This is a genomic window from Sorangium aterium (genome assembly GCF_028368935.1).
Taxonomy (GTDB): domain Bacteria; phylum Myxococcota_A; class Polyangia; order Polyangiales; family Polyangiaceae; genus Sorangium; species Sorangium atrum.
Genome location: NZ_JAQNDK010000003.1, coordinates 155,795 through 180,405, shown reverse-complemented (window position 1 = coordinate 180,405; position 24,611 = coordinate 155,795). Strand labels below are relative to the sequence as shown.

The window sequence follows — 24,611 nt, the reverse complement described above, 5'->3', positions numbered from 1 at the left end:
CGGTGTTTGGGAGTCAGGTGCAGCGCGCGCAGGCCCCCCGGCGGGCGAGCTCTGCGAACGTCGCCGCGCACCACGCGAACGCCCCTGCGCGACGCGGAATGCGCGTGCGCGGCGACGGCGCTCCGCGGCGCTCGTGGCACGCCAGGACGACGCGGCGGTGGCAGTTGACGCGGCCCGCGCAGGCTGCTTTAGCGGCGACACGCGCAGGGAACGAGCAGGGGCCCGAGAGGCCTCGATCCTGCACGCCGGAGCGGCTTTCGCGGACAGGACCGCGCCCCTTAATTCGATCGCGTGAGGAGCCAGGGCATGAGGATGAAGGATCGTCTGGTCGACCAAGCAAAGAAGCTCACCTCGTCGGGCGTGGTCGTCCGTGTCGTCAGCAACGATCGCGTGATGCGGCTCGCCACGGGGGTCATGGACGCGAAGAACCGCCTGCGCGCCGCCAGGGAGCGGGCCGCGGAGGCCTGGGACATCCTGCTCAACGGGCACGCGCTCCCGAACATCGATCCCTCGCTCGACGACGAGGCCGGCGTCCACGGGGCGACGCCGTCGCGCGCGGCGGCTCGTCGGCCCGCCGCGCCCGCCGCGCCCGCCGCGAGCGGCGCGGGGCTGTCGGTCGTGGAGGAGACGGCGAGCAGCGAGGCGCCGCGCGAGCGCGGGGTGGCGAGCCGCCCGCACGTGAACGGCGTGGGCTCGAACGGCGCGGGCTCGAACGGCGCCGGCACCTACGTGGCCGCGGCGGCCGAGCAGCAGCTCGCGACCCAGATGGCGGCGCGGACGTCGCTGGCGCGGATCGGCGGGCGCGACGTGTTCGAGAAGGCCTACAAGTTCATGACCGCGGACAACGCCCGCGCCATGGGCGTCTACCCCTTCTTCCGCCCGCTCGACTTCAACAACGGCCCCGAGGCGCAGCTCGAGGGCCGGAGCGTGATCATGCTCGGCTCGAACAACTACCTCGGGCTGACGACCCACCCGAAGGTGCGGGAAGCCGCGCGGAACGCCATCGACAAATACGGCACCAGCATGACCGGCTCGCGGCTCGTGAACGGGTCGATGCGCCTCCACAACGAGCTCGAGCAGAAGCTCGCCGCCTACCACGGCAAGGAGGCGGGGCTCGTGTTCACGACGGGCTATCAGGTGAACATCGCGACCATCTCGGCGCTCCTCAGCAACAAGCGGAGCGTCGCGATGATCGACAAGGACGATCACGCCTCCATCTACGACGGCGTGCGGCTCGCGCAGGCGGCCGGCGCCCGGATGGTGCGCTACAAGCACAGCGATCCCGCCGCGCTCGACAGCGCGCTCTCCGAGATCGCCGACACCGAGGGCGCCCTCGTGATCACCGACGGCGTGTTCAGCGCCCAGGGCGAGATCGCGAGTCTGCCCGGCATCGTCGAGGTGGTGAAGAAGCACAAGGCGCGGCTCCTCGTCGACGACGCCCACGCGCTCGGCGTCATCGGCCCGGGGGGCCGCGGCACCGCCGCGCACTTCGGCCTCGGGAAGGAGGTCGACCTCATCGGCGGCACCTTCTCGAAGTCGCTCGCCTCGATCGGCGGCTGGCTCGTCGGCGAGCGAAAGGTGCTCGATTACATTCAGCATTTCGCCTATAGCTTCCTCTTCGCGGCGAGCGCCGCGCCGCCCTGCGTTGCCGCCGCCATGGCCTCGCTCGAGGTCATGCAGGAGGAGCCCTGGCGCCAGGAGAAGCTCCGCGAGAACTTCACGTACATGCGCACGGAGCTGCAGCGGCTCGGCTTCGAGCTCGGCAAGACGGAGACGGCCGTGATCCCCATCTACATCCGCGACGATCTCAAGACCGTGATGATGTGGAAGTCGCTCCTCGACGACTACTCGCTCTACGTGAATCCGTTCATCACCCCGGGCGTCCCGCCCAAGCAGCAGGTGCTCCGGACGAGCTACATGGCGACCCACGAGCGCAAGCACCTCGATCACGCGCTCGAGGCGTTCGAGAAGGTCGGCAAGAAGTTCGGCGTCATCTGAGGCGGGCGGGCGGGAGCGGCGCCCTCCGGGCATGCTCGACGTGATCGAGGCGCGCCCGCCACGTTCGGCATTTTCGCCGCGCGGCGGGCGTGGTCAGCTGAGCGGTCATGGATCTTCGACCGTTCGCGCAAGGTGTCGCCGGGGCGCTGGGCCCTGCGCTCCGCTCTTTCTTCCTGACGGCCGCGGCCATGTCGTTCCTGGCCCTCGTCCTCGCCGCGGCCTCGTACGCCATCGCGGCCGACGGCTCGGCGCTGCGCGGGGCGCTGGCGGCCGTCGCGGCGCTCGCGCTCTCCGCCGTGATCGGCTTCACGCTGTCGTGGAAGCGGGCGCTCGGCACCGGCATCCTGCAGATCGTGCGGGCGAAGCGCCTCGGCGGGATGCTCGTGACCTCCGTGTTCGAGCGGCTGCTCGGCGTCTCCGAGCAGGCCGAGGCGGGCGCCCGCGGCGGGCGGGTGGCGCAGGCGGTGGAGCGCGTCCCGCTCAACGAGGCGGTGAAGCGCCTTCGCCTCGCCGTGATCCACAGGGTGCAGGCGGCGCCGACAGGGGGCGGCGTGCGGGGGTTCCTGCGGCGCAAGATCGAGGCGCAGCTGCTCGGGACCATCGAGACGCTGACGCTGGCGCGCTTCCGCAACGAGGCCAACCAGGCAGGCGGCATCGACCTGCTGAAGGTGCGGGACGAGCTCTCCCAGGGCGTCGACGGCCTCGTCGCCGACCAGATCGAGGGGACGCTGCTGAAGATGACGCTGCTCCTCGTCGGGGTCGCCGCGCTGGCGTCGCTCGGGGCGGCCGCGGGCATCCAGTACATCCCTCTGTGATCCTCCTCTCAAGAAGGGCGCAGGCCCCTCTCCCCCTGCGCGCCCGCGGCCCTCGGCGAACGACACCTCGCCCGGTCCAGCGCCGCCGACGGCTCGAGCCGCTCCCCTGCCCGATCGACGCCTGTGGCCAGCGAGGCAGCGAGGTGCGCCCGCGCGGGCAGGCCACGCGGCCGCGCGCCGCTCGGGGGCTCTCCATGCACATCGGCTTTGCCTAACTGCTCTGCACTACGTTAGTGTCGACCGACTGCAGTTACGTTTCATGTTGCTCTCATGTTTCATGTTGCTTTCACCTCGTGCTGCGCAGAGGAGGCAATTCGATGATGGAGAACGATATGCGGAGAAGTTGCTCGGCGCTCGCTTGCGTCGTGGGGTTGCTCGCGTCGCCCGCCGCCTGGGCTCAGGATCCCGCTGCGCCCCCGGCTGATCCGGGCGCAGCGGCCGCGGCCGCGCCGACGCCCGCGGCGGAGCCCGCCGCGCCGGAGCCGCAGGCGAGCCAGATCCCGAGCTGGTTCCGCTTCGACGCAGACAGCCTCGGTCTCCAGCTCTGGGCCGGCGCCACGCACCAGGTCGGCCCCATCAGCCTCTCGAGCGACATCTACCTCACCACGCTGGGAACCGCTGAGTTCGACATCGGCCCCGCCTTCACGATGGGCCCTGTCATCCTCAACCCGATGGTGGGCTTCTCGTTCAACTTCACGACGATGCAGCCGGCGGCGCTGGTCGCCCCGCAGCTGTTCACCTTCGTCGACTCGAAGCCCGTTTACTTCGAGTCGTGGATCCTGGGGTCGTTCTCCAGCATGTTCGACGAGAGCGTCCAGAACTACGTCTACACACGGGACTTCCTGCTCTACTACCCCATCGACGACTTCGGCATCGGCCCGCACCTCGAGGCCACGCTCGACCTCAACGAGGTCACGCTCGAGGACGATCCATCGACCGCCGGTGTGGACGTCGACGAGAGCGGCCTCGCCAGCCTGCAGGTCGGCGGCGTGCTCGGGCTGAACTACGGCACGGGAAACAAGCTGCTCCTTTACCTCGGCTACGAGACGCAGGAGAAGAGCCAGATCGGCGGGAAGAAGCTCGCCGGCCGGTTCACGTTCGTCCACAATTTCTGACGGCGCGACGGGAGCACACGCTCGCTCCGCCTTCCGGTCGAGCTTCCCGCCGGCCTGGCGCGCTGGTACCTCAGCGCCATGGCCAGACCGATCTCGTTCTTCACGACCGCGTTATGCACGCTGCTGGGGCTCGGGTGTCAGGCCCGGGACGGCGCCCCGCCGGCCGCGCCGGCCCCGAGCGCGTCCGCTTGCCAGCCCGCCGACTGCGGCCCCCTCGCGATGATCGCCCGCGTCTGCGACGATGGCTCCACCGGCACCCCGCAGTGCGCGCGCGCCGAGGGCGGGGCGTGCCGGTGGGAGCACGTCTGTCCCGGCACGAAGCCGGCCTCCGGGGCGGCGGCCCCTGGGCCGAGCGAGCCCGCCCCGCCGGACGCTCAGCAGCCGGATCCTGCGGCGCCGGCTACGGCGCTCGCCGACACGAACGCCGCGTTCGCGCAGCGCCTCTACGGCAAGCTCGCCGCGACCAAAGACAAGCTCTTCTTCTCGCCGGCGAGCATCTCGACGGCGCTGGCCATGACCTACGCCGGCGCCCGCGGCGAGACAGCGGCTCAGATGGCGAAGACGCTCGAGTTCACCCTCCCGCCCGAGGCGCTCCATCCCGCCTTCGGCGGGCTCATCAAGGAGCTGGCGCTGGCGACCGGGCCCAAGGGGCCCGAGCTCCGGATCGCCAACCGGCTGTGGGGCCAGGCCGGGCTGCCGATCGAGCCCGCGTTCCAGAGCACCACCGAGCAGCACTACGGGGCAGGGATCGAGCTCGTCGACTTCAAGGGCGGGAGCGAGCCGGCGCGGGGGCGCATCAATCAATGGGTCGAACAGCAGACGAACGGGAAGATCAAGGACCTGATGCCCGCCGGGAGCATCACCGGCCTCACGCGGCTCGTCCTGACGAACGCGGTCTACTTCAAGGGGAAGTGGGTGACGCCCTTCGACAAGAAGGCCACCAAGAACGAGCCGTTCACGGTCAAGCCCCGGACGGCGCCGGCCGTGCCGATGATGCGCAAGACGCTCCTGGCGGGCTTTGGAAAGACCGCTGACGCCTCGGTGCTGGAGCTCGCGTACGAGGCGCAGAGCCCCGAGCGCCGGCTGGCCATGGTCGTCGTCCTGCCCGCGCAGGTGGACGGGCTGGCGCAGGTGGAGCAGCGCCTGGCAGCGGGGCAGCTCAAGGCGTACGTGGAGGCGCTCGAGCCGACGCGGGTCGACGTGGCGCTCCCGCGCTTCAAGATGACCGCCGAGCTCGAGCTGTCGGCGACCCTGAGCGCGCTGGGGATGCCGCTCGCGTTCGACGAGAAGAAGGCCGACTTCTCCGGGATCACGAGGGCAGAGCCGCTCTACATCTCCCAGGTGCGCCACAAGGCGTTCGTGGAGGTCAACGAGGAAGGGACCGAAGCCGCCGCGGCCACGGGGGTCGTCATGACGACACGCTCAGCCCCGGCGCCGCCCCAGGTGTTCCGCGCGGATCACCCGTTCGTGTTCCTGATCCGCGACGTGGCGACTGGCACCGTGCTGTTCATGGGCCGCGTGACCGACCCGCGATGACGTCGCTCCCGGCGGAGGGGGGCCGAAAGTCCGCGCGGAGCTCCTGAACCGCCGTACGATGAGGCGTTTTGACGGGCCTTCACAGGGTCCGCCAACCCCCGATGTCAAGGAGCGAGCGATGAAGAACGAAGACGCCGCGAAGGTGCTGCATGCCGTCCGTGACCTGGCCCCCGCGATCGCCTCACGGAGCGCGGAGATCGAGGAGGCGCGGCGCCTCCCGGCGGATCTCCTCGGCCAGCTCAAGGCGGCGGGTTGCTTCCGGATGTTCCTGCCGAGGAGCCACGGCGGCCACGAGGTCGACCTGCGCACGGGGATGGACGTCCTCGAGGCGCTCGCCCGGGCGGACGGGGCCACCGGCTGGACCGTGATGATCGGCTCGGAGAGCCCGCACCTCTTCGCGCTCCTGCCGCGCGAGCGCTTCGACGCCATCTACGCCGGCGGGCCGGACGTGATCATCGGCGGCGGCTTCAACGCGCAGGGCGAAGCCCACGCGACGGACGGCGGCTACCGGGTCACCGGGCGCTGGAGCTTCGCGAGCGGCTGCGAGCACGCCAGCTGGCTGTTCGGAAACTGCGTGATCATGGACGGCGGCCGCCCGCGGATGGGCCCGGCCGGCGAGGCGCCCCAGATGCGGGGCATGCTGTTCCCGGCGAGCGAGGCGCGCATCATCGACACCTGGTCCGTGCTCGGCCTGCGCGGCACGGGCAGCCACGATATCGCGCTGGAAGGGGCCTTCTGCCCCGAGGCGAACACCCTCGATATCTTCCGGGGCCAGCCGTCGGTGGCCGGGCCGGGCTTCGTCGCGCCCGTCCTGCACTTCGCGCTCCACATGGGAGCGGTGGCGGTGGGGATCGCCCAGGGGGCGCTCGACGACATCGTGACGCTCGCGAGCTCGGGCAAGAAGCGGCTGTATGCGCGCGCCCAGCTGGCAGACTCTCCGCTGTTCCAGGTGAACCTCGGCCGCGCCGAGACGAGCGTCCGCGCCGCCCGCGCCCTGCTGCGCGACATAGGGGACGAGCTCTGGGCCGCGTGCGTGAACAACCCTGGCGCCGCCCTCGCGGTGGCGCCGCGGATCTCGGGCGCCCTGGCGTGGGTGACGGAGGTGACGGCCCGTGCCGTGGACACCTGCTATCAGGCGGGCGGAGGCGGAGTCGCCCGGAACGCGTCGCCCCTGCAACGGCGGTTCCGGGACATTCACACCTTCTCCCAGCACGCCGCCGCCGCAGAGGGCTGGTTCGGCCAGGTCGGCGCCGCGCTCCTTGGGCAGCCGACGGGCCTCTGGACCTGAACCTTAGCGATCACCGTCGTGGTCGTGGTCGTGGTCGTCAACGTGGTCGTGAACGCGGTCGTGGTCGTGGTCGTGGTCGTCGACGGCTAGATCGTGAACGTGAACGTCCCCCGGAGATCGCCGCTCTCAACTCCCACGATTCACGTCGGCCGGCGGACGACCACGACCACGACCACGACCACGACCACGACCACGACCACGACCACGTTCACGACCACGACCGCGTTCACGACCACGTTCACGACCACGACCACGACCGCGTTCACGACCACGACCGCGTTCACGACCACGACCGCGTTCACGACCAACGCGGTATACGTGGACATGTTGCGCCCCTCCCCGCTCGCTACGCTGGTCCTCGCCGCCGTCTCGTTCGTCGCCTGCGCCGGTGCCCCGCGGCAGCCCGATGCGCCCGCGCCGCCGCGGCCCCGGGCGGGCGCCTGCCCGGCCCGTCCGGCCTGCGACGCGCCGCCGCCGGAGGCCTTGCCGCGCGGGTTCAGGCACACGCGCTCGCGCCTCGTCGCGGCCGGGTGGCCGCGCCACCGCGGGCGCGACCTCTTCGCGCGCGCCGACGGGCCGCAGTGGGCCATCGCGAAGTTCGCTTACGGGCCGCAGGACGACGATCTCGAGGATGAGGACGTCGAGGCCTATCTGCTCCGCGGCTGCAGCGGCGCCTGGGAGCGGCTCGGCACCTTCCGGACGAGCGACGATGACCACCCGCACGCGACGACGGAGGGGATCCCGGACACCGGCGGGCGCATCTACATCGACCTCGCCGCGGGCCGGCGCCTCGAGATCGGCCGGCACCGCGTCCACCTCGCCGTGGCCGGCGACGCCACGAGCGCGGACCTGTTCATCGAGGTCCTCCCGCCAGGCGCGCAGGTAGCCGTGACCGACGTCGACGGGACGCTCACGTCGAGCGAGGCGGCGGTCGTCAGCGAGCTGGTCGGCGGCGCCCCGCCGGCCGCCCACCCCGGCGCGGCGGACGCGATGCGCGCCCTCGCCGAGAGCGGGATCTACCTTTTCTACGTGACCGCGCGCCCCGAGTGGCTCGTGGGAAGCACGAGGGTCTGGCTGCGAGAGCAGGGCTTCCCGCCGGGCATCCTCCACACCACCATCGGAGTCACCGGCGCGTTCGGCGGCGCGGCGGCGAAGTACAAGACGATCGAGCTCGGATGGCTCAAGGCGCGCACGGGCATCGTGCCCTCCTTCGGCTTCGGCAACATGCCGAGCGACGTGGCGACGTACACGGCCGCCGGGATCGCCCCCTCGCGGTGCTACTATTACAAGCTCGGCGGCGATCTCCGCGGCGGCGTGCCCCACGACGACTACCGGGGCCTCGTCCGGGCGCTCTTCAGCCCACAGGCCGCCTGCGCGCCCTGAAGGACGCGCTCGCGACGCGAGCCTGCGCGCCCCGCGCCACGCCAGCGGCGGGCGCGCCCGCATCAGGGAGCGCCCCCGCCGCCGATCACTGGATCACTGCGGGATGTCGATCACGTCCTCGCAGGTGAAGTCGACGCCAAGGGACGCCTCTGGATCGGACTGTATAGCGTTACACACGCTCTCGCAGAGCTCGATCTGCGACGGGTTCGATGGATTGTCGTAGCGCCAGGCGTCGTCGCTCGCGCACTCCTGATCGTACGCGACGGCCTTCGGTTGGCCCCCTCCGCTCGTGTACGTCACGCGCACCCGCTGCTTGTCGAACGTCCTCCCGTCGGGCGCCGCCGGGATCGCGACGTTGCACGTCACCGCAGCGCCGCGGATCTGGTCGATGGCCGCCCTGAACGCGGTCGCGGTCGCGTCGGGGTTGCCGGTCTCGATGATGAAGGCCTGCCCCGTGCCGCCCGCCGCGGCGATGTCGCGCAGGTTGTCGACGTTCCCCGGCTCGTCCTCCGGCGGGTTCGCCACCCCGATCACGTAGGTCGGGATGTTGTCCTGGCGCGCCCCCTCGACGCGCTCGACGACGGCCTCGATGGAGTCCGCCTGCCCGCCGCAGCGCTGCGGGTAGCCGTCGGTCACGAGCACGAGCGCGTACTTCCCGGGGCTCTCCTGGCGCTGCCGCTCGATGAAGGTCACCGTCCCATCGACAACGAACGCCGTCGGCGTGCTCGTGCGCCAGTCGTCGTCGGTCGCGGGCGTGACGTCGTCGATCGCCTTACCGAACGCCTCGGAGGGCAGCGGCGTCATCTCGACGTCCGGCGCGCCGTAGGTTCTGGCGTCGCACATCCGCCGCTCGCCGGGGAAGAACGTGAGCGAGGCGGTGAGCCCCGCGGACGCCGGATCCGTGAAGAACTGCTTGGTCGCGGCGACGACGGGATCCCACTTGAGCTCCTTGCTGTGCGAGGGCCTATCGTTCATCCCCATGCTGCCCGACACGTCGAACGCGACTGCCAGGTACACGGGCTGGAGCCCGGCCTGGGCCGTTTGCGTGGCGCACGCCTCGCCGGCGCCGGTCGAAGGGCCAGCGCCACTGCTGGGGTTGCCTGAGCCCGAGCCGCTGCCCGAGGTCACACCTCCTGAACCGAAGCCGCTGTCGTCGCCTCCGCTCCCGCTACCCGAGCTGTTCGCGGCGCCCGAGCCACTCTGATTCTCGTCGCCATCGCCGCCGCCGCACGCCGCGCTGGCCACGGCGACCGTGAACAAGGCAATGCCCATAGCAGGCAATCTCATGGCCTGACTCCTTTTTAAGTAAGTGCCGGCGCTGCGCGCCGGTAGAAAAGCAGACCAACCACACGTGTCCTCAGGAGCCGGCGCATCGCCGGACCACGCTCCTGAGGACTCGCCACCCATACCCAGTATAAGCCATCGCGCAGCGCATTGCGAGATGCGCCTTCTCAAAGTTCGTATCAATTTTGTGTCTTTGTTACAGGCCGCTTCCACGCCGCTCTCACGTCGCGGCGCCCTCAGCGCAACTCACCGGTGTGGCCGCACGCCTGTGCGCTCGTGTGACCTGTGTGCGCACACGCGCGCGTGCCGGTGCTACGGTTCGCGCCTGATGGTCCGCGCAGTGTGTTTCGATCTGATGGATACCGTCCTTTACGACCCGTACCGGGAGGCGCTCGCCGCGGCGATCCGGTCCGCCGCGCCCGCCGCGCGCGGCGCGCCCCCCGAGATTGCGAGGCATCGCGACCCCACGTGCTGGCCCGCGTTCGAGATCGGCGAGATCGATGAGGCCGAGTTCGCTCGCCGGTTCTTTCGTGAAGGCGCGGAGGGGTTCTCGTTCGACCTCGACGCGTTCAACCGGGTGCGCCGCGCGGGATATCGCTTCTTGCCCGGCGTGCGGGAGATCGTCGCGTCGCTCGAGGGCCGCGCGCTCCGGTTCGTGGCGAGCAATTACCCCGTGTGGGTCGAGGAGGTGCGCGAGGCGTTCGCGCTCGACGTCCTGTTCGAGGGCGTCTATTCGAGCCATCACCTGGGCGTGCGCAAGCCGGCGCGCGAGTTCTTCGATCGGCTCATGGCGCGCATCGGGGTCGACGCGGGCGAGTGCCTCTTCGTCGACGATCGCGCGGAGAACTGCGAGGCGGCGGCCGCCGTCGGGATGCGCGCCCACGTGTTCGACGGGGCCGCGGGGCTGCGCGCGCGGCTGGTCGGCGAGGGGCTGCTCGGCGGGTAACGCGCTCGCTCTGCTCCGCCCCGCGCGTCAGAGCGCCGCGCAGAGCGGGCACGACGCGGCCGCGTGCGGCGCGTCGCCGCGATGGAGATCGAGGATGGCGCGGGAGATCTGCGCGAGCTCGCGCCGCACCTCGCGGCGCATCCCCTTCACGCGCGGGATGGCCATCGAGTCGTAGGCCGTGGTCTGGTGCCGCATCCAGGCGATCACGGCCGACTCGGCGCGCTGGGCGACCGGGATCCGCTCGGTGCGGGCGACGGTGCCGCTGCCGACCGGCGTGGCGTGCAGCGTCACCTTGGTCGCGACCGCCCGCGCGAGCGCCGCGTAGCGCGGCGAGAACCGGAGGAACGCGGCCACCGCGGCCTCGAACTCGCGCACGTACTCCTCCTGGTCGCGCTCCCTCCGCCGGGCGTCCGCCTCCCGCTTCTTCGCGTACGAAGGCGTGCTGCGCTCGGCCTCGAGCGCGGCGCGGGCGGCCTCGATGGTGGCGGCGGGCGCCCAGAGGCCCCGGGAGAACGTCTTCCTCCCGCGCTTCTCGACCACCATCCAGGATGGGCCCGCGAGCTTCACCCGGCGGGTGAGTCCCGCGTCGCCCGGGGGCAGGCACGCCCAGCCTTCGGGCGGCGAGAGCAGCGCGCCGTCGGGCGCGCGGAAGCGGCGGGGATCCGGGGTCGGGGCCAGGGTCAGGCACTCGGGCATGGCGAACCGGCGGCGTGCTAGGCCAGGTCATGCCGCGCGTCCAGCGGCGGCCGGCCGCCTCCGTCGCCCGGCGCCGAAGCGGCCCCGCCGGGTGATGGTACGCTCCGCGCCAGCGAGGGGCGCTCGCCGGTGTCCGCCCCGGCCCGGCCAACAGGACAGGAGGACAGCGTGTCGGACGACGATCGCACGAGGTGGGACGCCCGCTACCGCGAGGGCGGCGGCGATCCGGGGGAGCCCTCCGCCGTGCTCACGGCGCTCGATCCGCTCCTGCCCCGGCGCGGGCGCGCGCTCGACCTGGCGGGCGGCGCGGGCCGTCACGCCCTCTGGCTCGCGCGGCGCGGGCTCGACGTGACGCTGGCCGACATCTCCGAGGTCGGGCTCGGCATCGCTCGGAGCGCCGCGGCGAAGGAAGGGCTCGCGCTGCACACGGCGGCGCTCGACGTCGAGCGCGACCCGCTCCCTGCCGGGCCGTGGGACCTCCTCCTGATCTTCTATTTCCTCGAGCGCCGGCTCGCGGCCTGCGCGGCGGAGCTCGCCCCGGGCGGCCTCCTCGTCGTCGTGCACCCGACGCGGTCGAACCTGCTGAGACACGCGCACCCGAGCGCGCGCTGGCTGCTCGACGACGGCGAGCTCCCGGGGCTCCTCGGCGAGGCGCTCGAGGTGGTCCGCTACGAGGAAGGGTGGCTCGAGGAGGGGAATCACGAGGCCCGCCTCGTCGCGCGACGTCGGGGCGCCGCGGCGCCTCCTCCGTGACGGCGGCCCACCGCCGACGCCGCGCGACGACCACGACGCACGAGCTCCGCGCGGACGGCTGCCAGGCGCTCGGCGTCGTGTTGCGTGGGTCCCACAGGCTTGCCGCGACGCGAAGATCGCGCTTTGCTCGCGCCATGCGCTTCGCTCGCCTCGCGCCTCCGGATCAGGATCGCCCAGCCTTCTTCGCCCGCCTCGACGGCGCAGCCGCGCTCGTCCTGGACGCGCCGCCCTGGCTCGGCGGCAAGACCACGGGGGAGGCCGTGGCGTGGACCGACGTCGATCTCGCCTGCCCCGTGGTCCCCACGAAGATCGTGTGTGTGGGGCGCAATTACGCGGCGCACGCCCAGGAGCTGGGCAACGACGTCCCGGTCGAGCCGCTCCTCTTCCTCAAACCGCCCTCGGCGCTCATCGGTCCTGGCCAGTCCATCGTGCTCCCTCCGGAGAGCCAGCGGGTCGAGCACGAGGCGGAGCTCGGCGTGGTCATCGGCCGCCGCGCCCGGGACGTGCGACCGGAGCACGCGCTGGATCACGTGCTCGGGTACGCCTGCCTTGGCGACATCACCGCGCGGGATCTGCAACGGAAGGACGTGCAGTTCACGCGGGGCAAGGGGTTCGACACGTTCTGCCCTGTGGGCCCGTGGATCGAGACGGAGCTCGATCCCGGGGCGCTCCGCGTGCGGGCTGTCGTGAACTCGCAGGTGCGGCAGGACGGGCTGACGGCGCAGATGATCTGGGGAGTGCCCGAGCTGGTCGCGTACATCAGCCGGGTGATGACCCTGGAGCCCGGCGACGTCATCGCGACGGGGACGCCCCAGGGCGTGGGGCCGATCGTGTCCGGCGACGAGCTCGTCATCGATATCGCCGGCGCCACGGCCGAGACGCGCGGGATCGGCGCGCTGCGGATATCCGTGACGGCGCGGGGCGACGGCGCGAGCGGGCGCTAGGTCCACGTCGCCGAGGTTCCTCCCCGGGGAAACGTCGTGCCGAGCTGCCCGGACACGCTGCCCGGACACGGAGGAGCACCGCCGCCTGGCGGAAGCTGCAAGCCGCGGGCGAGCGAAGTACCCTCTGGCAGCTTCTTCGATTTTTTTGGAAGCACGGCCTTGCGCCTGTCCTACGAGATCCGTAGAACTAGCGCGTGCCGTCGACCCTGGAGCGTCACGCTGAACAGCTGGCCGCGCTGGGCCACCCGGTGCGCCTCGCAGTTTTGCGTTTCGTGGTGCAGGCCGGCGCCGAGGGAGCGTCCGCGGGCGACATCCAGGCGCACATGCACATGCCTGCGTCCACGCTGAGCCATCACCTGAAGCGCCTTGTCGACGCCGGCGTCCTGCAGACGCGCGGTGAAGGAACGTTCCACTTCTACAGCGCCGATTACGCGGCGCTTCGCGGGCTCACCGACTACCTCTGGGAGGACTGCTGCAAGCGCGGCAAGGGCTGCTGCTAATTTTTTCTCGCCTATTTCGAAAAATTTGGAAGGAGCGATCATCATGAATGTCCTCAAGCCGCACGTCTCGCTCAACGTATCCAACGTCGATGCCTCGGTCGCGTTCTACGAGAAGGCATTCGGTGTGCGCGCCACGAAGCGTCGCCCTGGCTACGCCAAGTTCGACCTTGCGTCGCCTGCCCTGAACCTCACGATGCAAGAGGCGCCGCGCACGGGCATCAACGCAAGCCATTTCGGAATCCAGGTCGCGGGCCCCGACGACGTGTTCGAAGCCAAGCGCGCCTTCGAGGCGGCTGAGCTCAAGACCTTCACGGAGGAGAACACCGCGTGTTGCTACGCGGTGCAGGACAAGGTCTGGATCGAGGATCCCGACGGCAACTCGTGGGAGGTGTTCGTGGTGAAGGGTGACGCGGACGTGATGGGAAGCCAGCCCGCGAAGAGCGAGCCCGCGACGAGCGAGGCGACGTGCTGCGCACCTGCCTGCTGCGCGCCCTCGAAGCTCGGCAATGCAGCGCCCTGATCTCACCCGAAGGGCCGTCGCCGAAGCGCTCGGGACGGCCCTCCTCCTCGCGACGGTGGTCGGGTCGGGGATCATGGCCGAGGGCCTGGCCGGTGGGAACGTCGCCGTGGCGCTGCTCGCGAACGCGATCGCCACGGGCGCTGCGCTGGTCGCCCTCATCCTGACCCTGGGGCCCATCTCCGGCGCTCACTTCAACCCGGTGGTGACCGTGGCTGACGCTTCGCAGGGCGGCCTGCCTTGGCGCGACGTGCCGCCGTACGTGCTCGCCCAGGTCGCCGGCGCGTTCGCCGGGGTCGCCGCAGCGCATGCGATGTTCAACTTGCCGGTCTTCTTCGTGTCGGCGCACGTCCGTACGGGGCTCTCGCAGTGGTTCAGCGAGTTTGTCGCGACCTTCGGTCTGCTTGCGGTGATCTGGGGATGCTCCCGTCAGCGCTCCGAGGCCGCGCCGTTCGCCGTGGGCGCGTATATCACCGCCGCGTACTGGTTCACCGCGTCAACTTCATTCGCTAACCCTGCAGTGACCGTCGCACGCGCCGCGACCGATACGTTCGCCGGCATCCGTCCCATCGACACCCTGGGCTTCGTCGTCGCCCAGATCGCCGGCGCTGCTGCCGCGACAGGGTTCTTCCGTTGGCTGGTGCCAAGCCTGCCCCAGCGCGCATCCGATGTCGTCGTTCCGCGGGAGGAGGCCCGCACGGCATGACAAGCACACCGAAGCTGATCCTCTTTGCCTGCATCCACAATGCGGGCCGATCGCAGATGGCCGCGGCATGGTTCAACGCCCTGGTCGACCCCTCGAAGGCGCGCGCCATCTCCGCCGGCACCGAGCCTGGCTCGCGCGTTCACCCCGAGGTGCGCGAGGTGATGCAGCAGGTCGGGATCGACCTGTCCGGGTCGACGCCGCAGAAGCTCACGGACACGCTCGCAGCGGACGCACATCTGCTGATCACGATGGGCTGCGGCGAAGCTTGTCCGGCGGTCCCAGGCCTGCGCCGCGACGACTGGCCGCTGGAGGATCCGAAGGGAAAGCCGCTGGAGCGCGTCCGTGCCATCCGCGACGAGGTGAAGGCACGCGTCGAGACGCTCATCGCAGCCGAGGGGTGGGGAGGATGAGCCACGCGCAGATCGCCCCTGCTGCGGCAGGCGATCTCGACGTCGTTCGGGAGCTCCTTGCCCAATCGGAGCTCCCGACCACCGGCCTCCTCGACCAGTTCCCCGCCGCATACGTCGTCATGCGGCGCGGCCTCGAGCTCGTCGGCGTCGCCGGGCTCGAGATGTACGGACGAGCCGGCCTTCTGCGCTCCGTGGCCGTGGTGCGGACGCTTCACGGCAGACGACGCTCGAACCCCGGCGCTCATCTCATGGTCACGCGCACGTCGGCCCTTCCGCTGCTCTGATATCCTTCCACGAGCATCGAGACCTCGCTCAAGCTCCCCATGTTCATCCCCAGCTTCTGCCATGCGTCAAAGTGGTTGGCGACGGTGATGGTTCCGCTCGTGCGCTTCTGCTTACGAACGCTCCAGAACTGATAAGGTGCATTGATGCCATCGATCGCAAGCACCTCGGATCGCTGGGTCTTGTAGATGTCATAGACGCCTCCGTCGCTCGTGACGGTGCCCATGGCTCCCGATCCGCCAGGGGGACGCCAGGTGCCCCAGCCATCAATGATATAGTATTCCACGGCCGGGCTCTTCGTCCACCCATAGACACCCAGGTAGGCATTGCCGTTCGGCTGAAAGTCAGCCTCGTAGGTCACGATCTGATTCCCCGACCCGGGCCTCAGACCTTTACGGCCCAGCAAGTTGTTGATATCGCTCCATTCCACGCTGAAGCCATCCGCGGTGTTGGTCAGGCATCCGGTCCCCTGGTCCTTCCAGAGTTGATAGTAGAAGCCGCAGTGGTCGCCACTTTGATTGCTGCAGACCGGCTGTTCGGATGTCGTGCACGTGTCGGGTGCGCCGCCGGCCCCACCCTCCCCGCCGGCGCCGCCGGCTCCGCCGCCCGTCACCGAGCTGCTGCTCGACGACGAGGCCCCGCCGGCGCCGCCGGCCCCGCCGCCCGTTCCCGAGCTGCTGCTCGACGACGCGCTCGAGCTGCTGCTCGACGACGCGCTCGAGCTGCTGCTCGACGACGCGCTGCTCGACGAGGAGTCCAGGACTTCGACGTCCTCGCCCACAGTGCGCTCGACGTTGCACGACAGCAGGCCGCATGCGACCGAAGCGGATAAGTAGACAAGCAAGGGAGCGATGCGCATTGAAGGGTTCTCCATGATGGACCGGCTGAGCCTCAAACTTCTGCTCTAGATGGATTCATGAACCCATCGAGCCGTCTGCGGCCCCCTCGATCCAGCGGTCAAAACTCGAATGTTCCGGCGAGCGTGCCCATGTTCCCGGTGATCATGGTTGCACCCGCAGTGCCTGCGCCGACCACAGGCCTGGCGATCACGACGTTGGTCGAAGAGACACTCGCATGCGAATACCCCGTGATGGGGTTCGGCATCACTTCAGAGAAAGCAAGAGCACCTCGGCCGCGCAGCCGCAAGAGGCAAGTAATCCCCACAGTAGCCTCACTCGGAGTCGGCCCTTGCGCGATCCAGCGACCGACTGCGGCGCCCGGCGGAGAGGGGTCCGGACCGCCAAGGGAGGTTTGGAATATTCTTATGGCCATGAGGCGAAAGTCAAGGGTCTTTACTGCTTCATCGCGACAGTTTCGCAGTGGCGTGCCTTGCAAGATACAGTCACGCTGCGCGCACGGGTTCAATCATGGACCTCTGTCGACCCTCACTTCGTTCACTCTCCTGGAAAAGCGACGACAGCTCGATCCGGGCGGTCACGACGGCGGAGGCGAAGGTACCCAGGGCGGAACGGCCGCATCTGCGCTGTCCTGCACTGGTGCGTTGTCAACCAGAAAGCGCGCCATGCGAGGCACCTCGACTCGCTGGTAAGGCCCGCTGGCCCTTGAGACCAACGGCAGCATTGCGGCATCGGGTGACATTTTCTCGCAAAATGGGCCAAAGCTTGCAGATCCCTCCCGGTTGACGCCGAACGGACGGCGTCAGTACCGTGACGGCATGCGTTGTATCGCGCATTCCCTCTCGATTTTTCTCGCGCTCGGGGCCGCGACAGGCGTCACGAGCTCGGCCCGCGCGAACGGCATCCAACCGGAGACGAAGCCGAGCGGCAGTGCCGCGGTGAAGGACCATGTCCGCCGTGGCCGGAGAGCGCGCGATGCCGGGCGCTGGACCGAGGCACACGCTGCCTACAGCGCGGCCTTCGACGCCGCAGACCCGGCGACCAGCACCGAGCGAGAGCGCGCCGAGCTCGCCGGCGAGCTCGGCCTTTGCGAGGTCGCGCTTCACGAGTATCGCGACGCGGCCGAGCACCTTGCCAAGAGCCTGGAACAGCGCGAGGCGCTGCCGGAAGCGCTCCGGCGGCGATTCGAGGCAGGACTGCGCGAGGCAGCGAAGCACGTCGCGACGCTCATCCTCGCGGTCGACCCTCCCGACGCCGAGGTGCTCATCGACGGCAAGAGCATCGGCCGGACCGCGCGGACTTACACGCTGTTCTTGGAGCCGGGCCAACACATGGTGCGGGCCCGTGCACCCGGCTGTCAGGACGCGCTGCATACGTTGCGCGCCGTGGAGGGCGCCGAGCACGAGTTCACGATGCCGTTGCCGTGTGCGGCGGCGAGCAGCGCCAAGGCGGCGAGCAGCGCCAAGGAGGCCGCGCCGACGACGCCGACCCCCGTGCGCGCTTCGTCCGCTCCGCGCGCGCAGGCCCCCAGCCCGTGGGCTTCCTGGCCAGGGACGCTGCGTATCACGGGCATCGCCGTCACGACGGGCGCCGTGCTCGGGGGCGGCATCTTCATGATCAGGGCCAGCAAGCTGGACGGCGACCTGAGCGAGCGGCGCGACGGGCTGACGCGTGGTTCGACGCCGAGCTCGTCCATGTGCTGGCAAGCGCCGCAGAACTCCCCTTGCGCTGACCTTGTCCGGCTGCGAGACGCGCGCAACCTGTCGGCCGGCGTGGGGACTGGCCTGGTCATCGCGGGTGGTGTGATCGGGGCGCTGACCGCTGCGTCGTTCTTCACCGACTTGTCCTTCCTGGGACCCACGCGGGCGCAGGGTCGGCTTCACGTCGCGCCCGTGGCGACCGGGCGAGAGGCCGGCGTGAGCATCGAGGGGCTGTGGTGAGGACATCGGGGATAGAGGACATGCGCTCGAAGAAGGGCCGGCGCGAGGCGGCATCCGCCGTCGCCGTCGCGCTCTTCGCGTGCGGCGCGGGCACGCTGACGGGGTGCGCTTACACCGATCTTTGCAGCGAGGTAGCGGCGTGTACCCCCGATCCGGAGCCGCCGCCCGGTCTTTGCGACGGAGAGCCGGGCACGGCGCCAGCGCTCGACGAGTGCGGCGTGTTCGTCAGCGAGCGGGGTGACGACACGAGCCCCGGCACGAAGGGCGCGCCGGTGAGGACGTTGCAACACGCGATCGGGCTCGCCGCTCACGGGAGAGGCCACGGCGAGGCAGCGACACGGCGCGTGTACGCGTGCGGCGGGTCGTTCGAGGAGGCCATCTCGCTCCCCCAGGGTGTCGACCTCTGGGGCGGCCGTCTGTGTGCCGGCGGTGACTGGTCCTACGGAGGGCCGCTCGACGAGCAGAGCGCGTTGACCGTCATCGCTCCGCCGGTGGGGATCCCGGTGCGGGTCATCACGGGGGACGACGCGACGTCGGTGATCTTCGGCGTGCGCGTCGAGGCGGCCGACGCCTCCGCAAGCGACCACAAGTCGTCGATCGCGATGATCCTGGAGCAGGGGGCCAGGGCGATCGTGCGGTCGAGCGTGATCCTCGCGGGCGATGGCAAGGATGGAGACCCCGGCGAGGACGCGCCGAGCGTCCGCGCGAAGGCCGGCGTGGTCGGGAACAACGGCGCGGACGCCTGCACCGCGGACGCCGCGCTGGGCGCCCTTCCGGTCGTGACCGTGTGCGACGACGGGATCGAGTCGACGGGTGGCGAGGGGGCTCGTGGAAGCCTCGAGACAGGTAGCGACGGGACGCCAGGACTGCCGGAGGCGGTCGGGACTCCGGAGGAGCGCGGCCTGGCTGGCAGCGGCGCGTCCGGCATGGCGTGCACCGATGGGCAGAAGGGAGCCAATGGCGCCGATGCGGAGCGCGGCGCCGGAGCGGCGGGTGCTGGCCTCCTGGACATCTACGGATGGGTCGGCGTCCGCGGTAAAGACGGGGAGAAGGGCGGCGTCGGCCAGGGCGGCGGCGGAGGTGGCGGTGGAAAAGGGCGCGACCCCATGAACGTCCCCACGAACGCGTGTCCGGCGGATCGGCCCCAGGGCGGGGCGGCCGGCGGATCGGGCGGCAGCGGCGGGTGCGGGGGCAAGGGGGGCAAGGGAGGCGACTACGGCGGCGCGAGCATCGCCATCGTGGCCTTGCAGGGGAGCGACCTCACGGTCGATGCCAGCACGGTCCTCGGCGCCAAGGGCGGCAACGGCGGGGTCGGCGGAACGGGCCAGTGGGGAGGCTTTGGCGTCAACGGCGGCCAAGGTGGACGCGGTTTTTTGACCGACACGTCGCCAGGGTGCGACGGCGGCCTTGGCGGCGACGGCGGCCGCGGGGGCGACGCCGGCGGCGGTCACGGTGGCCACTCGTTCGGCATCGGCTCCGTGGGCGCCTCCGTGGCCATCTTGGAGACGGCGAAGGTCTCGCCCGGACAAGCCGGCAAGGGGGGGTCCGGCGGCAATGCATCCGCGGCAAACACGTACGGCACGGGGAACGATGGGACTGCGTGGTTCTGGTACAGGTTCGATGAGCAAGATCCGGAACCGCCTCAATGAACCGCACTGTGCTGGCAGCGCACGTCAGGAGACGTTCATGAGAAAGAGCACCGCTGCTACCTTTATCCTTCTGCTGTCGCCGTGGGCGACCGGCTGCGGAACCGCTTCCGGCGTGAACGACCCTGGCGTGACGCCTTGTGAAGGCACCTCGTGCGAGGACGATCCGCCCCCGGAGTCGGTGTGCATCGAGCATGTCGCAGCGGATATCCTCGACGACGGATGCGGCGTGTTCCTCGCCGGAAACGTCGGTGGCGGCGACGACAGGAATCCCGGCACGAAGGCGAAGCCGGTGTACACCGTCGAGCGCGCCATCGAGCTCGCGCGCACCGGACGAGGGCGCGTGTTCCTCTGCAACGAGGGATTCATCCCGAGTCAGTTCAGGGTGCCCTCCGGCGTGGATCTTCTCGGGGGCTTCCACTGCCTCAAATGGGTGCGCGATTCCCTGCGCCCGTGGACCCTGTTCAATCGCGTGACGGTCGACGGCCCCCTGGTGATCGTCGAGCCAGCGGGGCCCGAGGACAGCGGCGCCGCGGACGGGGTGTCGACGCTCGCCGACCTCCACTTCATCGCGAGGGGTCCGATCGGCGTGCTCGCTCAGTCCAACACGGCAGTGGAGATCCTGCGGAGCGAGATCGGCGCCGACGGCGGAGTGGCAGGCATCGACGGCGAGATGTGGCCTCATTACAGCCCACCGACCGGACCAGATGGCATGTTCGCGGCGGAGGCGTGCTCGGCGGCCGTCGTCGCCGGCGGGCCTGCGAACGTGAACCGGTGCGAGAGCGGGCTCACGAGCATCGGCGGCAAGGGAGGGGATGGGCTGCCCGACAGCGCCGGCGATGGAGGCGACGGGGAGCCCGCTTCAGGGCTGGACCCTTCGCCCTCCGGGATCGGTGGCACCGGGGAGCAGGGCAGCGTCTGGTGCCATACCGGATCCGACGGGACCTTCGGGGTTCCGGGGACGCGGGGGGCGCCCGGCACGGGCATCGGGCGCCTCACCGAGACAGGATGGGAGGGCGACACGGGCGGCGAGGGCACCTGGGGCACGCCGGGCCAGGGTGGCGGCGGCGGCGGCGGTCGCCGGGGCGGGCTCGCCGCGTGCGGCGCGGCTTCCAAGGGAGGCGCAGGAGGAGGCTCGGGCGGGGCCGGCGGTTGCGGAGGCCGGGGGGGTCGCGGGGGAGCGAACGGACATCCGGCCATCGGCGTCCTCGCGCTTCACGCACGGGTGACCGTGCGCGACAGCGTGATCACGACCGTCTCCGGCGGCAAGGGCGGCGACGGCGGGCCACCCCAGGAAGGCGCCAGAGGCGGTCGAGGCGCACCGGGCGCCGCCGATGTGGACGTCTTTCAGGGCTGCAGGGGCGGCAGCGGCGGCCAAGGAGGGCCCGGCGGCTACGGCGGCCCGGGGCGCGGTGGCGACTCGATCGGCGTCGCCTACCTCGACGAGGACCAGCTCACGCTCGAGGGCGTCACCTTCGACATCGGACCGCCGGGCCCTGGCGGCATCAGCCGGAACTACGATGGCAGCACGACGGTGGCGGAGGACGGCAACTCCGTCAAGACGCTGCGGTTTCCTGAATAGCTGGATTGACGCTCCCTGGTCCGAGCCGGCGAGCTCGCCGGCTCGGACCAGGGAGCGTCACCGCGGACCAGGACAGCCGGACGCCCGCAGGAACGTCCGAGTCACACCGCCGCGACGCTGAGGCCCTCGATCCTCTACCCCTACCCCGCGCCGCGCGGTCTGCTCCGCGGCCATGTAGCGCGACGTCCTGGGCGACGTTCCCGAGCTCGGTCGGGTGGGCAAGAGCGGCGCCGAGTTCGCCGACATGCGCTCGCCAGCTGCGCTATCCTTGCAGCACCATGGAACGCTCGCCCGACTGGCTCTCCCTATGCACCGACGGCACCGACCTGGCAGCGGAAGATGCTGCAGCCCTCGAGACTCACCTGCTGAAGAGCTCGAACGACATCGAAGCGCGCGCTAAATTGCTCGGGTTCTATTTCACGAGCCCGGACGATGACTCTCAGCAGCGACGAGCAGACCACATTCACTGGCTGATCGCACATCGCCCAGAAATCCACCTTGGTGCCTTCGCGCGCATTCATCCGGAATATTACCCGGATGCATACAACGAGGCGAAACGCCTCTGGCTGAGCACGGTATCCAACAGCCCTGACGACCTCGCTGTCCTCAGGAACGCCGGCAGCTTTCTTGCGTCCGAAGATCCAGACATAGCTGAAGAGCTGTACAAGCGAGGAGCCGCGATCGACCCGGGCACGTCGGACTGGCGACAGCTCCTAGGAGGGCTGCACTTCACGTCCAGCAGTCGATCCACATCGAGCGAAGAACGCACACGATTTGCGCGGGAGGCGCTCGCGGAATACGAAGCGGCGCTCACACTTGAGCGCTGCTCGCTAGAAGCACTCGGAATCCTCATGGACATCGCAGATGCGGCAGTCATGTCCGAGAACTACGAGCGAGCGACCGAAGCCGCGGAGCGACTGCTTGCCGATGCCGCGGATCACGCCGACACATTTCAGTATGGGAATGCCGTACATTACGCGCACATCACCCTGGGAAAGATCGCGTTGGCACGCAACGATCCGGCCAGCGCAGCAGAACACCTGCGGGCCGCAGGCGAGGTCCGCGGCTCGCCACAACTCAACACATTTGGGCCCGATTTCGAGCTCGCATCCCGATTGCTCTCCATGGGGCAGAGAGACGCCGTTGTCGACTACATCGACGGTTGCAAGAAGTTCTGGGAGAGCGGCGCATCACGGCTCGCCAAATGGACGCTCGCCATCGAACGCGGCGAAACACCAGACTTCTCAAAGCGCTGAACGACTTAACCCATGTCGCCATCGCGAGGGAGCCAGACGCCGGCAACCGTGGAACCCCATGCATCGACGCCACCGCGGCCTGGAGCGCCTCGACACCAGGGCTGCGCGTACAGACCTGTATACGTACATCTGGACACGTAGCAGCAGGTGAACTCGCCAAGTCCACGCTGGCCACCGCCTGGAGCTCGGCCGCACCGAGCAGCACGAGTTCAGCCAGGCGGATGCCGCCGCGGCCGCCGTGCTACTGGGGCACCTCGACCCGAGACAGCGCGGCGCGAGCTCGGACTCTCACGGCCCAGACGTCAAGGCGGAAGGAGGAGCGGGGTAATGGTACCGCCGTAATCCCTGACCTTGCCTCCCGCCAGCCTCCGGATGAAGCCAGCCGCGCTCTCGATGGTGTTCAGCCAGTCAGCACCCTTGAGGCGCACGTGGTCATCGGTCTTGAACCCTAGCACGTCCACGGCCACAGACCACAACCCGTCAGGTTCTTCGCGAAGGTCGCCAATACGGATCGTTATGGTCCGCGGTGCGCTTCCGTCCGATGGCGTGAAGGTGGAGACGATCTCTAAGATGTTCATCGTTCACAATCCATGAGGCAGTCACGAAGCTCCAAATTGCACTCGTACATGCAATTCTTGTCCCCTTTCGGACAGTTGTCTATGCATTTCTTGTTAATCCGCTCGCACTTCTGTTTGCACTTTTCAACAGGATCGCCATTCGCGCCGTTCACCCACCGGCACGGGCCGCACGACTGCGCCCCCGAGCCGAGGTGCACCCCGTTGGCATACTCACATCGCTCCTTGGCCTCGTCCAGGCTCGCATGATCGCCCTGGTAGAGCGAGGTGCAGGCGCCTGTCTCTCCCCAGTTCTTGCACTGAATCGAGCCAGCCTTCCACGTGACCGTGCACTCGGCGAGCTGTGAGCCGCCGCTGCACGGGTCCTCGTCGTAGCCGGTGTGGTTCTGCGGCTCCAGCGGGACATACCCGAAGCCGCCGACCCCGCCGGTAGGGGTGATGATGCCCCCGCCGGCCCCCTCCGTTCCATGACCCCGGACGTAGCACTCTCCCATGTCGAAGTTGCATCCGTGAGACCGAGCACCAGAAGAACGATCCGCCTCTTCATTTCGACTCTCCCCCGAACCTCCAGATAGGCCCAGCCGTGACCATCAGGACCATGCTGCCGGGCAGGACACGGCTGCTCCCGCCGGCCCAGTCCACGTTGACGCTCGTGGACGCCCCGAGGCGCCCGGCGAAGTACCAGTCGGACTGGGCGCGGCCGCCCGGAGCGACCCCCATCACGCGGTCGCAGATCACGGCGCCGCACACCTGCATCATGTAGATCGACAGCGACGGCCCGAGGCTGACGTTGCCGGTCTTCGTGGTGTACCCGAGCGTCACCGCCGTCCGATCGTAGACCCCGACGCCTGCCCCTGGGACGACGCTGAGCACGTTGTGGACTTCGATCCGGAAGTCGCCCGTCCTGCGCCACAGCCACCCGATGAAGGGGCTCACGGCGAGCCTGGGCTCGGTCCCGACCTGGATCCCACCGACGCTGACACCGCCGCTGAACTCGAGCGCCAGCGCCGGGGCGGGGGCCGCGACGAGGCTACAAGCGCAGAGCAGGCCGACCTTGCCGTGGAAGCGCATCGACATGGTGAAGGATCCTCGCCGAGCTGCGACACGCGGAATGGGGACACGCGCCATTGTTCTTGGTGGGATCTGGGCGTCAAATAGAAACTCGGCGAGTGATCCGAAGAGACAGGAGTGGACCCGTCCTGGGCGTACACTGATGTGCTGGCAGTGATGTGACTGGGAGTCTTCTTCAGCCGAGTGGTCGGCGAACAGCACGCGTCCGGAAATCCGCGGCGCCGCGGCGATCTCGTTGGACGCACCAGAAGAGACTGCGCAGGAGAGAGCCAGAGTCGCGCAGGAGATCTAGCGGCGCTGCGCAGGACGAGGCCAAGGCCGCGCAGGAGAGCCAGCGGCGCTGCCCAGGAGGCGGCCGTGGCTGCGCAGGTGTACGAGCGGAGCCCTGGTAACACTTCTGACCGGGAGCTGCGGTGACACTTCCTTGAGCTACAGGCCCATGCTCCGGGAGGACTGGAAACAGGGACCGGATCCTCGTCGGCGCGACACGCTCGCCGCGCTTTCTCGGACC

At 69.7% G+C, this 24,611-nt stretch carries 26 protein-coding genes; 19 read left to right on the top strand and 7 right to left on the bottom strand.

The annotated features are described in order from the left end of the window. Positions 1–306 precede the first annotated feature (306 nt). From POL72_RS25145 to POL72_RS25125, 5 genes are all read left to right on the top strand, one after another. Entirely contained in the window at positions 307–1,998 is a 1,692-nt protein-coding gene (locus tag POL72_RS25145) for an aminotransferase class I/II-fold pyridoxal phosphate-dependent enzyme (RefSeq protein ID WP_272098100.1), read from the top strand. A gap of 107 nt (positions 1,999–2,105) precedes the next feature. Next, positions 2,106–2,813 (top strand): hypothetical protein, encoded by a 708-nt coding sequence (locus tag POL72_RS25140; protein ID WP_272098099.1) that lies wholly within the window; start codon positions 2,106–2,108, stop codon positions 2,811–2,813. Positions 2,814–3,130: 317 nt separating this feature from the next. Then, positions 3,131–3,928, top strand: coding sequence for a hypothetical protein (locus POL72_RS25135; RefSeq protein ID WP_272098098.1), 798 nt, complete (start codon positions 3,131–3,133; stop codon positions 3,926–3,928). 78 nt (positions 3,929–4,006) lie between these two features. After that, positions 4,007–5,464: a serpin family protein gene (locus POL72_RS25130; protein ID WP_272098097.1), complete on the top strand. Its 1,458-nt coding sequence runs from the start codon at positions 4,007–4,009 to the stop codon at positions 5,462–5,464. 118 nt (positions 5,465–5,582) lie between these two features. Beyond that, positions 5,583–6,752 carry an acyl-CoA dehydrogenase family protein gene (locus POL72_RS25125; protein ID WP_272098096.1) on the top strand — a complete coding sequence of 390 codons (1,170 nt, stop codon included), beginning with the start codon at positions 5,583–5,585 and terminating at the stop codon, positions 6,750–6,752. 140 nt (positions 6,753–6,892) lie between these two features. Here POL72_RS25125 and POL72_RS25120 read toward each other — a convergent pair whose 3' ends face one another. Then, entirely contained in the window at positions 6,893–7,078 is a 186-nt protein-coding gene (locus POL72_RS25120) for a hypothetical protein (protein ID WP_272098095.1), read from the bottom strand. On the opposite strand from POL72_RS25120, the gene POL72_RS25115 reads away from it, so the two are divergent. Beyond that, a complete protein-coding gene (locus POL72_RS25115) occupies positions 7,077–8,135 on the top strand; it encodes an LNS2 domain-containing protein (protein ID WP_272098094.1) in 1,059 nt (352 codons plus the stop codon). The two genes, POL72_RS25120 and POL72_RS25115, sit on opposite strands and share 2 nt — an antisense overlap. A 93-nt stretch (positions 8,136–8,228) precedes the next feature. Here POL72_RS25115 and POL72_RS25110 read toward each other — a convergent pair whose 3' ends face one another. Next, positions 8,229–9,422: a vWA domain-containing protein gene (locus tag POL72_RS25110; protein WP_272098093.1), complete on the bottom strand. Its 1,194-nt coding sequence runs from the start codon at positions 9,420–9,422 to the stop codon at positions 8,229–8,231. A 325-nt stretch (positions 9,423–9,747) separates the two neighbouring features. On the opposite strand from POL72_RS25110, the gene POL72_RS25105 reads away from it, so the two are divergent. Next, the gene (locus POL72_RS25105; RefSeq protein WP_373372241.1) at positions 9,748–10,365 is read left to right on the top strand and encodes an HAD family hydrolase; all 618 of its coding nucleotides are present in this window, start codon (positions 9,748–9,750) and stop codon (positions 10,363–10,365) included. 27 nt (positions 10,366–10,392) lie between these two features. Here the strand turns inward: POL72_RS25105 and POL72_RS25100 are convergent, their stop codons facing one another. Continuing rightward, a complete protein-coding gene (locus tag POL72_RS25100) occupies positions 10,393–11,061 on the bottom strand; it encodes a DUF2293 domain-containing protein (protein WP_272098091.1) in 669 nt (222 codons plus the stop codon). Positions 11,062–11,229: 168 nt separating this feature from the next. Between POL72_RS25100 and POL72_RS25095 the strand changes: the two genes are divergently transcribed. The 7 genes from POL72_RS25095 (at position 11,230) to POL72_RS25065 (ending at position 15,175) form a co-directional block, all read left to right on the top strand. After that, a complete protein-coding gene (locus POL72_RS25095) occupies positions 11,230–11,814 on the top strand; it encodes a class I SAM-dependent methyltransferase (RefSeq protein WP_272098090.1) in 585 nt (194 codons plus the stop codon). Between the two features lie 134 nt (positions 11,815–11,948). Continuing rightward, the gene (locus tag POL72_RS25090; RefSeq protein WP_272098089.1) at positions 11,949–12,758 is read left to right on the top strand and encodes a fumarylacetoacetate hydrolase family protein; all 810 of its coding nucleotides are present in this window, start codon (positions 11,949–11,951) and stop codon (positions 12,756–12,758) included. Between the two features lie 194 nt (positions 12,759–12,952). Next, a complete protein-coding gene (locus POL72_RS25085; RefSeq protein ID WP_272098088.1) occupies positions 12,953–13,258 on the top strand; it encodes an ArsR/SmtB family transcription factor in 306 nt (101 codons plus the stop codon). A gap of 43 nt (positions 13,259–13,301) precedes the next feature. Then, complete coding sequence (locus POL72_RS25080; protein WP_272098087.1) at positions 13,302–13,778, top strand: ArsI/CadI family heavy metal resistance metalloenzyme; 477 nt, start codon at positions 13,302–13,304, stop codon at positions 13,776–13,778. Continuing rightward, positions 13,765–14,481 (top strand): aquaporin, encoded by a 717-nt coding sequence (locus tag POL72_RS25075; RefSeq protein ID WP_272098086.1) that lies wholly within the window; start codon positions 13,765–13,767, stop codon positions 14,479–14,481. The genes POL72_RS25080 and POL72_RS25075 overlap by 14 nt, the downstream gene beginning before the upstream one ends. Continuing rightward, positions 14,478–14,891, top strand: coding sequence for an arsenate reductase ArsC (locus POL72_RS25070; RefSeq protein WP_272098085.1), 414 nt, complete (start codon positions 14,478–14,480; stop codon positions 14,889–14,891). Before POL72_RS25075 ends, POL72_RS25070 begins: the two co-directional genes overlap by 4 nt. After that, a complete protein-coding gene (locus POL72_RS25065; RefSeq protein ID WP_272098084.1) occupies positions 14,888–15,175 on the top strand; it encodes a GNAT family N-acetyltransferase in 288 nt (95 codons plus the stop codon). The genes POL72_RS25070 and POL72_RS25065 overlap by 4 nt, the downstream gene beginning before the upstream one ends. Here the strand turns inward: POL72_RS25065 and POL72_RS25060 are convergent. Next, positions 15,133–15,786: a glycoside hydrolase family 11 protein gene (locus tag POL72_RS25060; protein ID WP_272100001.1), complete on the bottom strand. Its 654-nt coding sequence runs from the start codon at positions 15,784–15,786 to the stop codon at positions 15,133–15,135. The two genes, POL72_RS25065 and POL72_RS25060, sit on opposite strands and share 43 nt — an antisense overlap. Between POL72_RS25060 and POL72_RS51300 the strand changes: the two genes are divergently transcribed. From POL72_RS51300 to POL72_RS25035, 5 genes are all read left to right on the top strand, one after another. Continuing rightward, complete coding sequence (locus tag POL72_RS51300; protein ID WP_272100046.1) at positions 15,719–16,009, top strand: hypothetical protein; 291 nt, start codon at positions 15,719–15,721, stop codon at positions 16,007–16,009. The genes POL72_RS25060 and POL72_RS51300 overlap by 68 nt on opposite strands. Positions 16,010–16,848: 839 nt before the next feature. Further along, entirely contained in the window at positions 16,849–17,970 is a 1,122-nt protein-coding gene (locus tag POL72_RS25050) for a PEGA domain-containing protein (RefSeq protein ID WP_272098083.1), read from the top strand. A gap of 20 nt (positions 17,971–17,990) precedes the next feature. Then, positions 17,991–19,619 carry a hypothetical protein gene (locus POL72_RS25045; RefSeq protein ID WP_272098082.1) on the top strand — a complete coding sequence of 543 codons (1,629 nt, stop codon included), beginning with the start codon at positions 17,991–17,993 and terminating at the stop codon, positions 19,617–19,619. A gap of 37 nt (positions 19,620–19,656) precedes the next feature. Beyond that, a complete protein-coding gene (locus POL72_RS25040; RefSeq protein ID WP_272098081.1) occupies positions 19,657–21,198 on the top strand; it encodes a hypothetical protein in 1,542 nt (513 codons plus the stop codon). A gap of 278 nt (positions 21,199–21,476) precedes the next feature. Next, positions 21,477–22,454: a tetratricopeptide repeat protein gene (locus POL72_RS25035; RefSeq protein ID WP_272098080.1), complete on the top strand. Its 978-nt coding sequence runs from the start codon at positions 21,477–21,479 to the stop codon at positions 22,452–22,454. Between the two features lie 302 nt (positions 22,455–22,756). Here POL72_RS25035 and POL72_RS25030 read toward each other — a convergent pair whose 3' ends face one another. The 3 genes from POL72_RS25030 to POL72_RS25020 are packed head-to-tail and all read right to left on the bottom strand — an operon-like array spanning position 22,757 to position 24,106. Continuing rightward, entirely contained in the window at positions 22,757–23,032 is a 276-nt protein-coding gene (locus POL72_RS25030) for a hypothetical protein (RefSeq protein ID WP_272098079.1), read from the bottom strand. Beyond that, positions 23,029–23,523, bottom strand: a complete 495-nt coding sequence (locus POL72_RS25025; protein WP_272098078.1) for a hypothetical protein — start codon at positions 23,521–23,523, stop codon at positions 23,029–23,031. The genes POL72_RS25030 and POL72_RS25025 overlap by 4 nt, the downstream gene beginning before the upstream one ends. A gap of 49 nt (positions 23,524–23,572) precedes the next feature. Next, positions 23,573–24,106 carry a hypothetical protein gene (locus POL72_RS25020; RefSeq protein WP_272098077.1) on the bottom strand — a complete coding sequence of 178 codons (534 nt, stop codon included), beginning with the start codon at positions 24,104–24,106 and terminating at the stop codon, positions 23,573–23,575. Positions 24,107–24,611: the final 505 nt, after the last annotated feature.

Bases quoted from the DNA above. Each gene is read 5' to 3' on its own strand.
- POL72_RS25145 (WP_272098100.1), top strand. From the start codon at position 307: ATGAGGATGAAGGATCGTCTGGTCGACCAAGCAAAGAAGCTCACCTCG.
- POL72_RS25140 (WP_272098099.1), top strand. From the start codon at position 2,106: ATGGATCTTCGACCGTTCGCGCAAGGTGTCGCCGGGGCGCTGGGCCCT.
- POL72_RS25135 (WP_272098098.1), top strand. From the start codon at position 3,131: ATGATGGAGAACGATATGCGGAGAAGTTGCTCGGCGCTCGCTTGCGTC.
- POL72_RS25130 (WP_272098097.1), top strand. From the start codon at position 4,007: ATGGCCAGACCGATCTCGTTCTTCACGACCGCGTTATGCACGCTGCTG.
- POL72_RS25125 (WP_272098096.1), top strand. From the start codon at position 5,583: ATGAAGAACGAAGACGCCGCGAAGGTGCTGCATGCCGTCCGTGACCTG.
- POL72_RS25115 (WP_272098094.1), top strand. From the start codon at position 7,077: ATGTTGCGCCCCTCCCCGCTCGCTACGCTGGTCCTCGCCGCCGTCTCG.
- POL72_RS25120 (WP_272098095.1), bottom strand. From the start codon at position 7,078: ATGTCCACGTATACCGCGTTGGTCGTGAACGCGGTCGTGGTCGTGAAC.
- POL72_RS25110 (WP_272098093.1), bottom strand. From the start codon at position 9,422: ATGAGATTGCCTGCTATGGGCATTGCCTTGTTCACGGTCGCCGTGGCC.
- POL72_RS25105 (WP_373372241.1), top strand. From the start codon at position 9,748: ATGGTCCGCGCAGTGTGTTTCGATCTGATGGATACCGTCCTTTACGAC.
- POL72_RS25100 (WP_272098091.1), bottom strand. From the start codon at position 11,061: ATGCCCGAGTGCCTGACCCTGGCCCCGACCCCGGATCCCCGCCGCTTC.
- POL72_RS25090 (WP_272098089.1), top strand. From the start codon at position 11,949: ATGCGCTTCGCTCGCCTCGCGCCTCCGGATCAGGATCGCCCAGCCTTC.
- POL72_RS25080 (WP_272098087.1), top strand. From the start codon at position 13,302: ATGAATGTCCTCAAGCCGCACGTCTCGCTCAACGTATCCAACGTCGAT.
- POL72_RS25075 (WP_272098086.1), top strand. From the start codon at position 13,765: ATGCAGCGCCCTGATCTCACCCGAAGGGCCGTCGCCGAAGCGCTCGGG.
- POL72_RS25070 (WP_272098085.1), top strand. From the start codon at position 14,478: ATGACAAGCACACCGAAGCTGATCCTCTTTGCCTGCATCCACAATGCG.
- POL72_RS25065 (WP_272098084.1), top strand. From the start codon at position 14,888: ATGAGCCACGCGCAGATCGCCCCTGCTGCGGCAGGCGATCTCGACGTC.
- POL72_RS25050 (WP_272098083.1), top strand. From the start codon at position 16,849: ATGCGTTGTATCGCGCATTCCCTCTCGATTTTTCTCGCGCTCGGGGCC.
- POL72_RS25045 (WP_272098082.1), top strand. From the start codon at position 17,991: ATGCGCTCGAAGAAGGGCCGGCGCGAGGCGGCATCCGCCGTCGCCGTC.
- POL72_RS25040 (WP_272098081.1), top strand. From the start codon at position 19,657: ATGAGAAAGAGCACCGCTGCTACCTTTATCCTTCTGCTGTCGCCGTGG.
- POL72_RS25035 (WP_272098080.1), top strand. From the start codon at position 21,477: ATGGAACGCTCGCCCGACTGGCTCTCCCTATGCACCGACGGCACCGAC.
- POL72_RS25030 (WP_272098079.1), bottom strand. From the start codon at position 23,032: ATGAACATCTTAGAGATCGTCTCCACCTTCACGCCATCGGACGGAAGC.
- POL72_RS25025 (WP_272098078.1), bottom strand. From the start codon at position 23,523: ATGGGAGAGTGCTACGTCCGGGGTCATGGAACGGAGGGGGCCGGCGGG.
- POL72_RS25020 (WP_272098077.1), bottom strand. From the start codon at position 24,106: ATGTCGATGCGCTTCCACGGCAAGGTCGGCCTGCTCTGCGCTTGTAGC.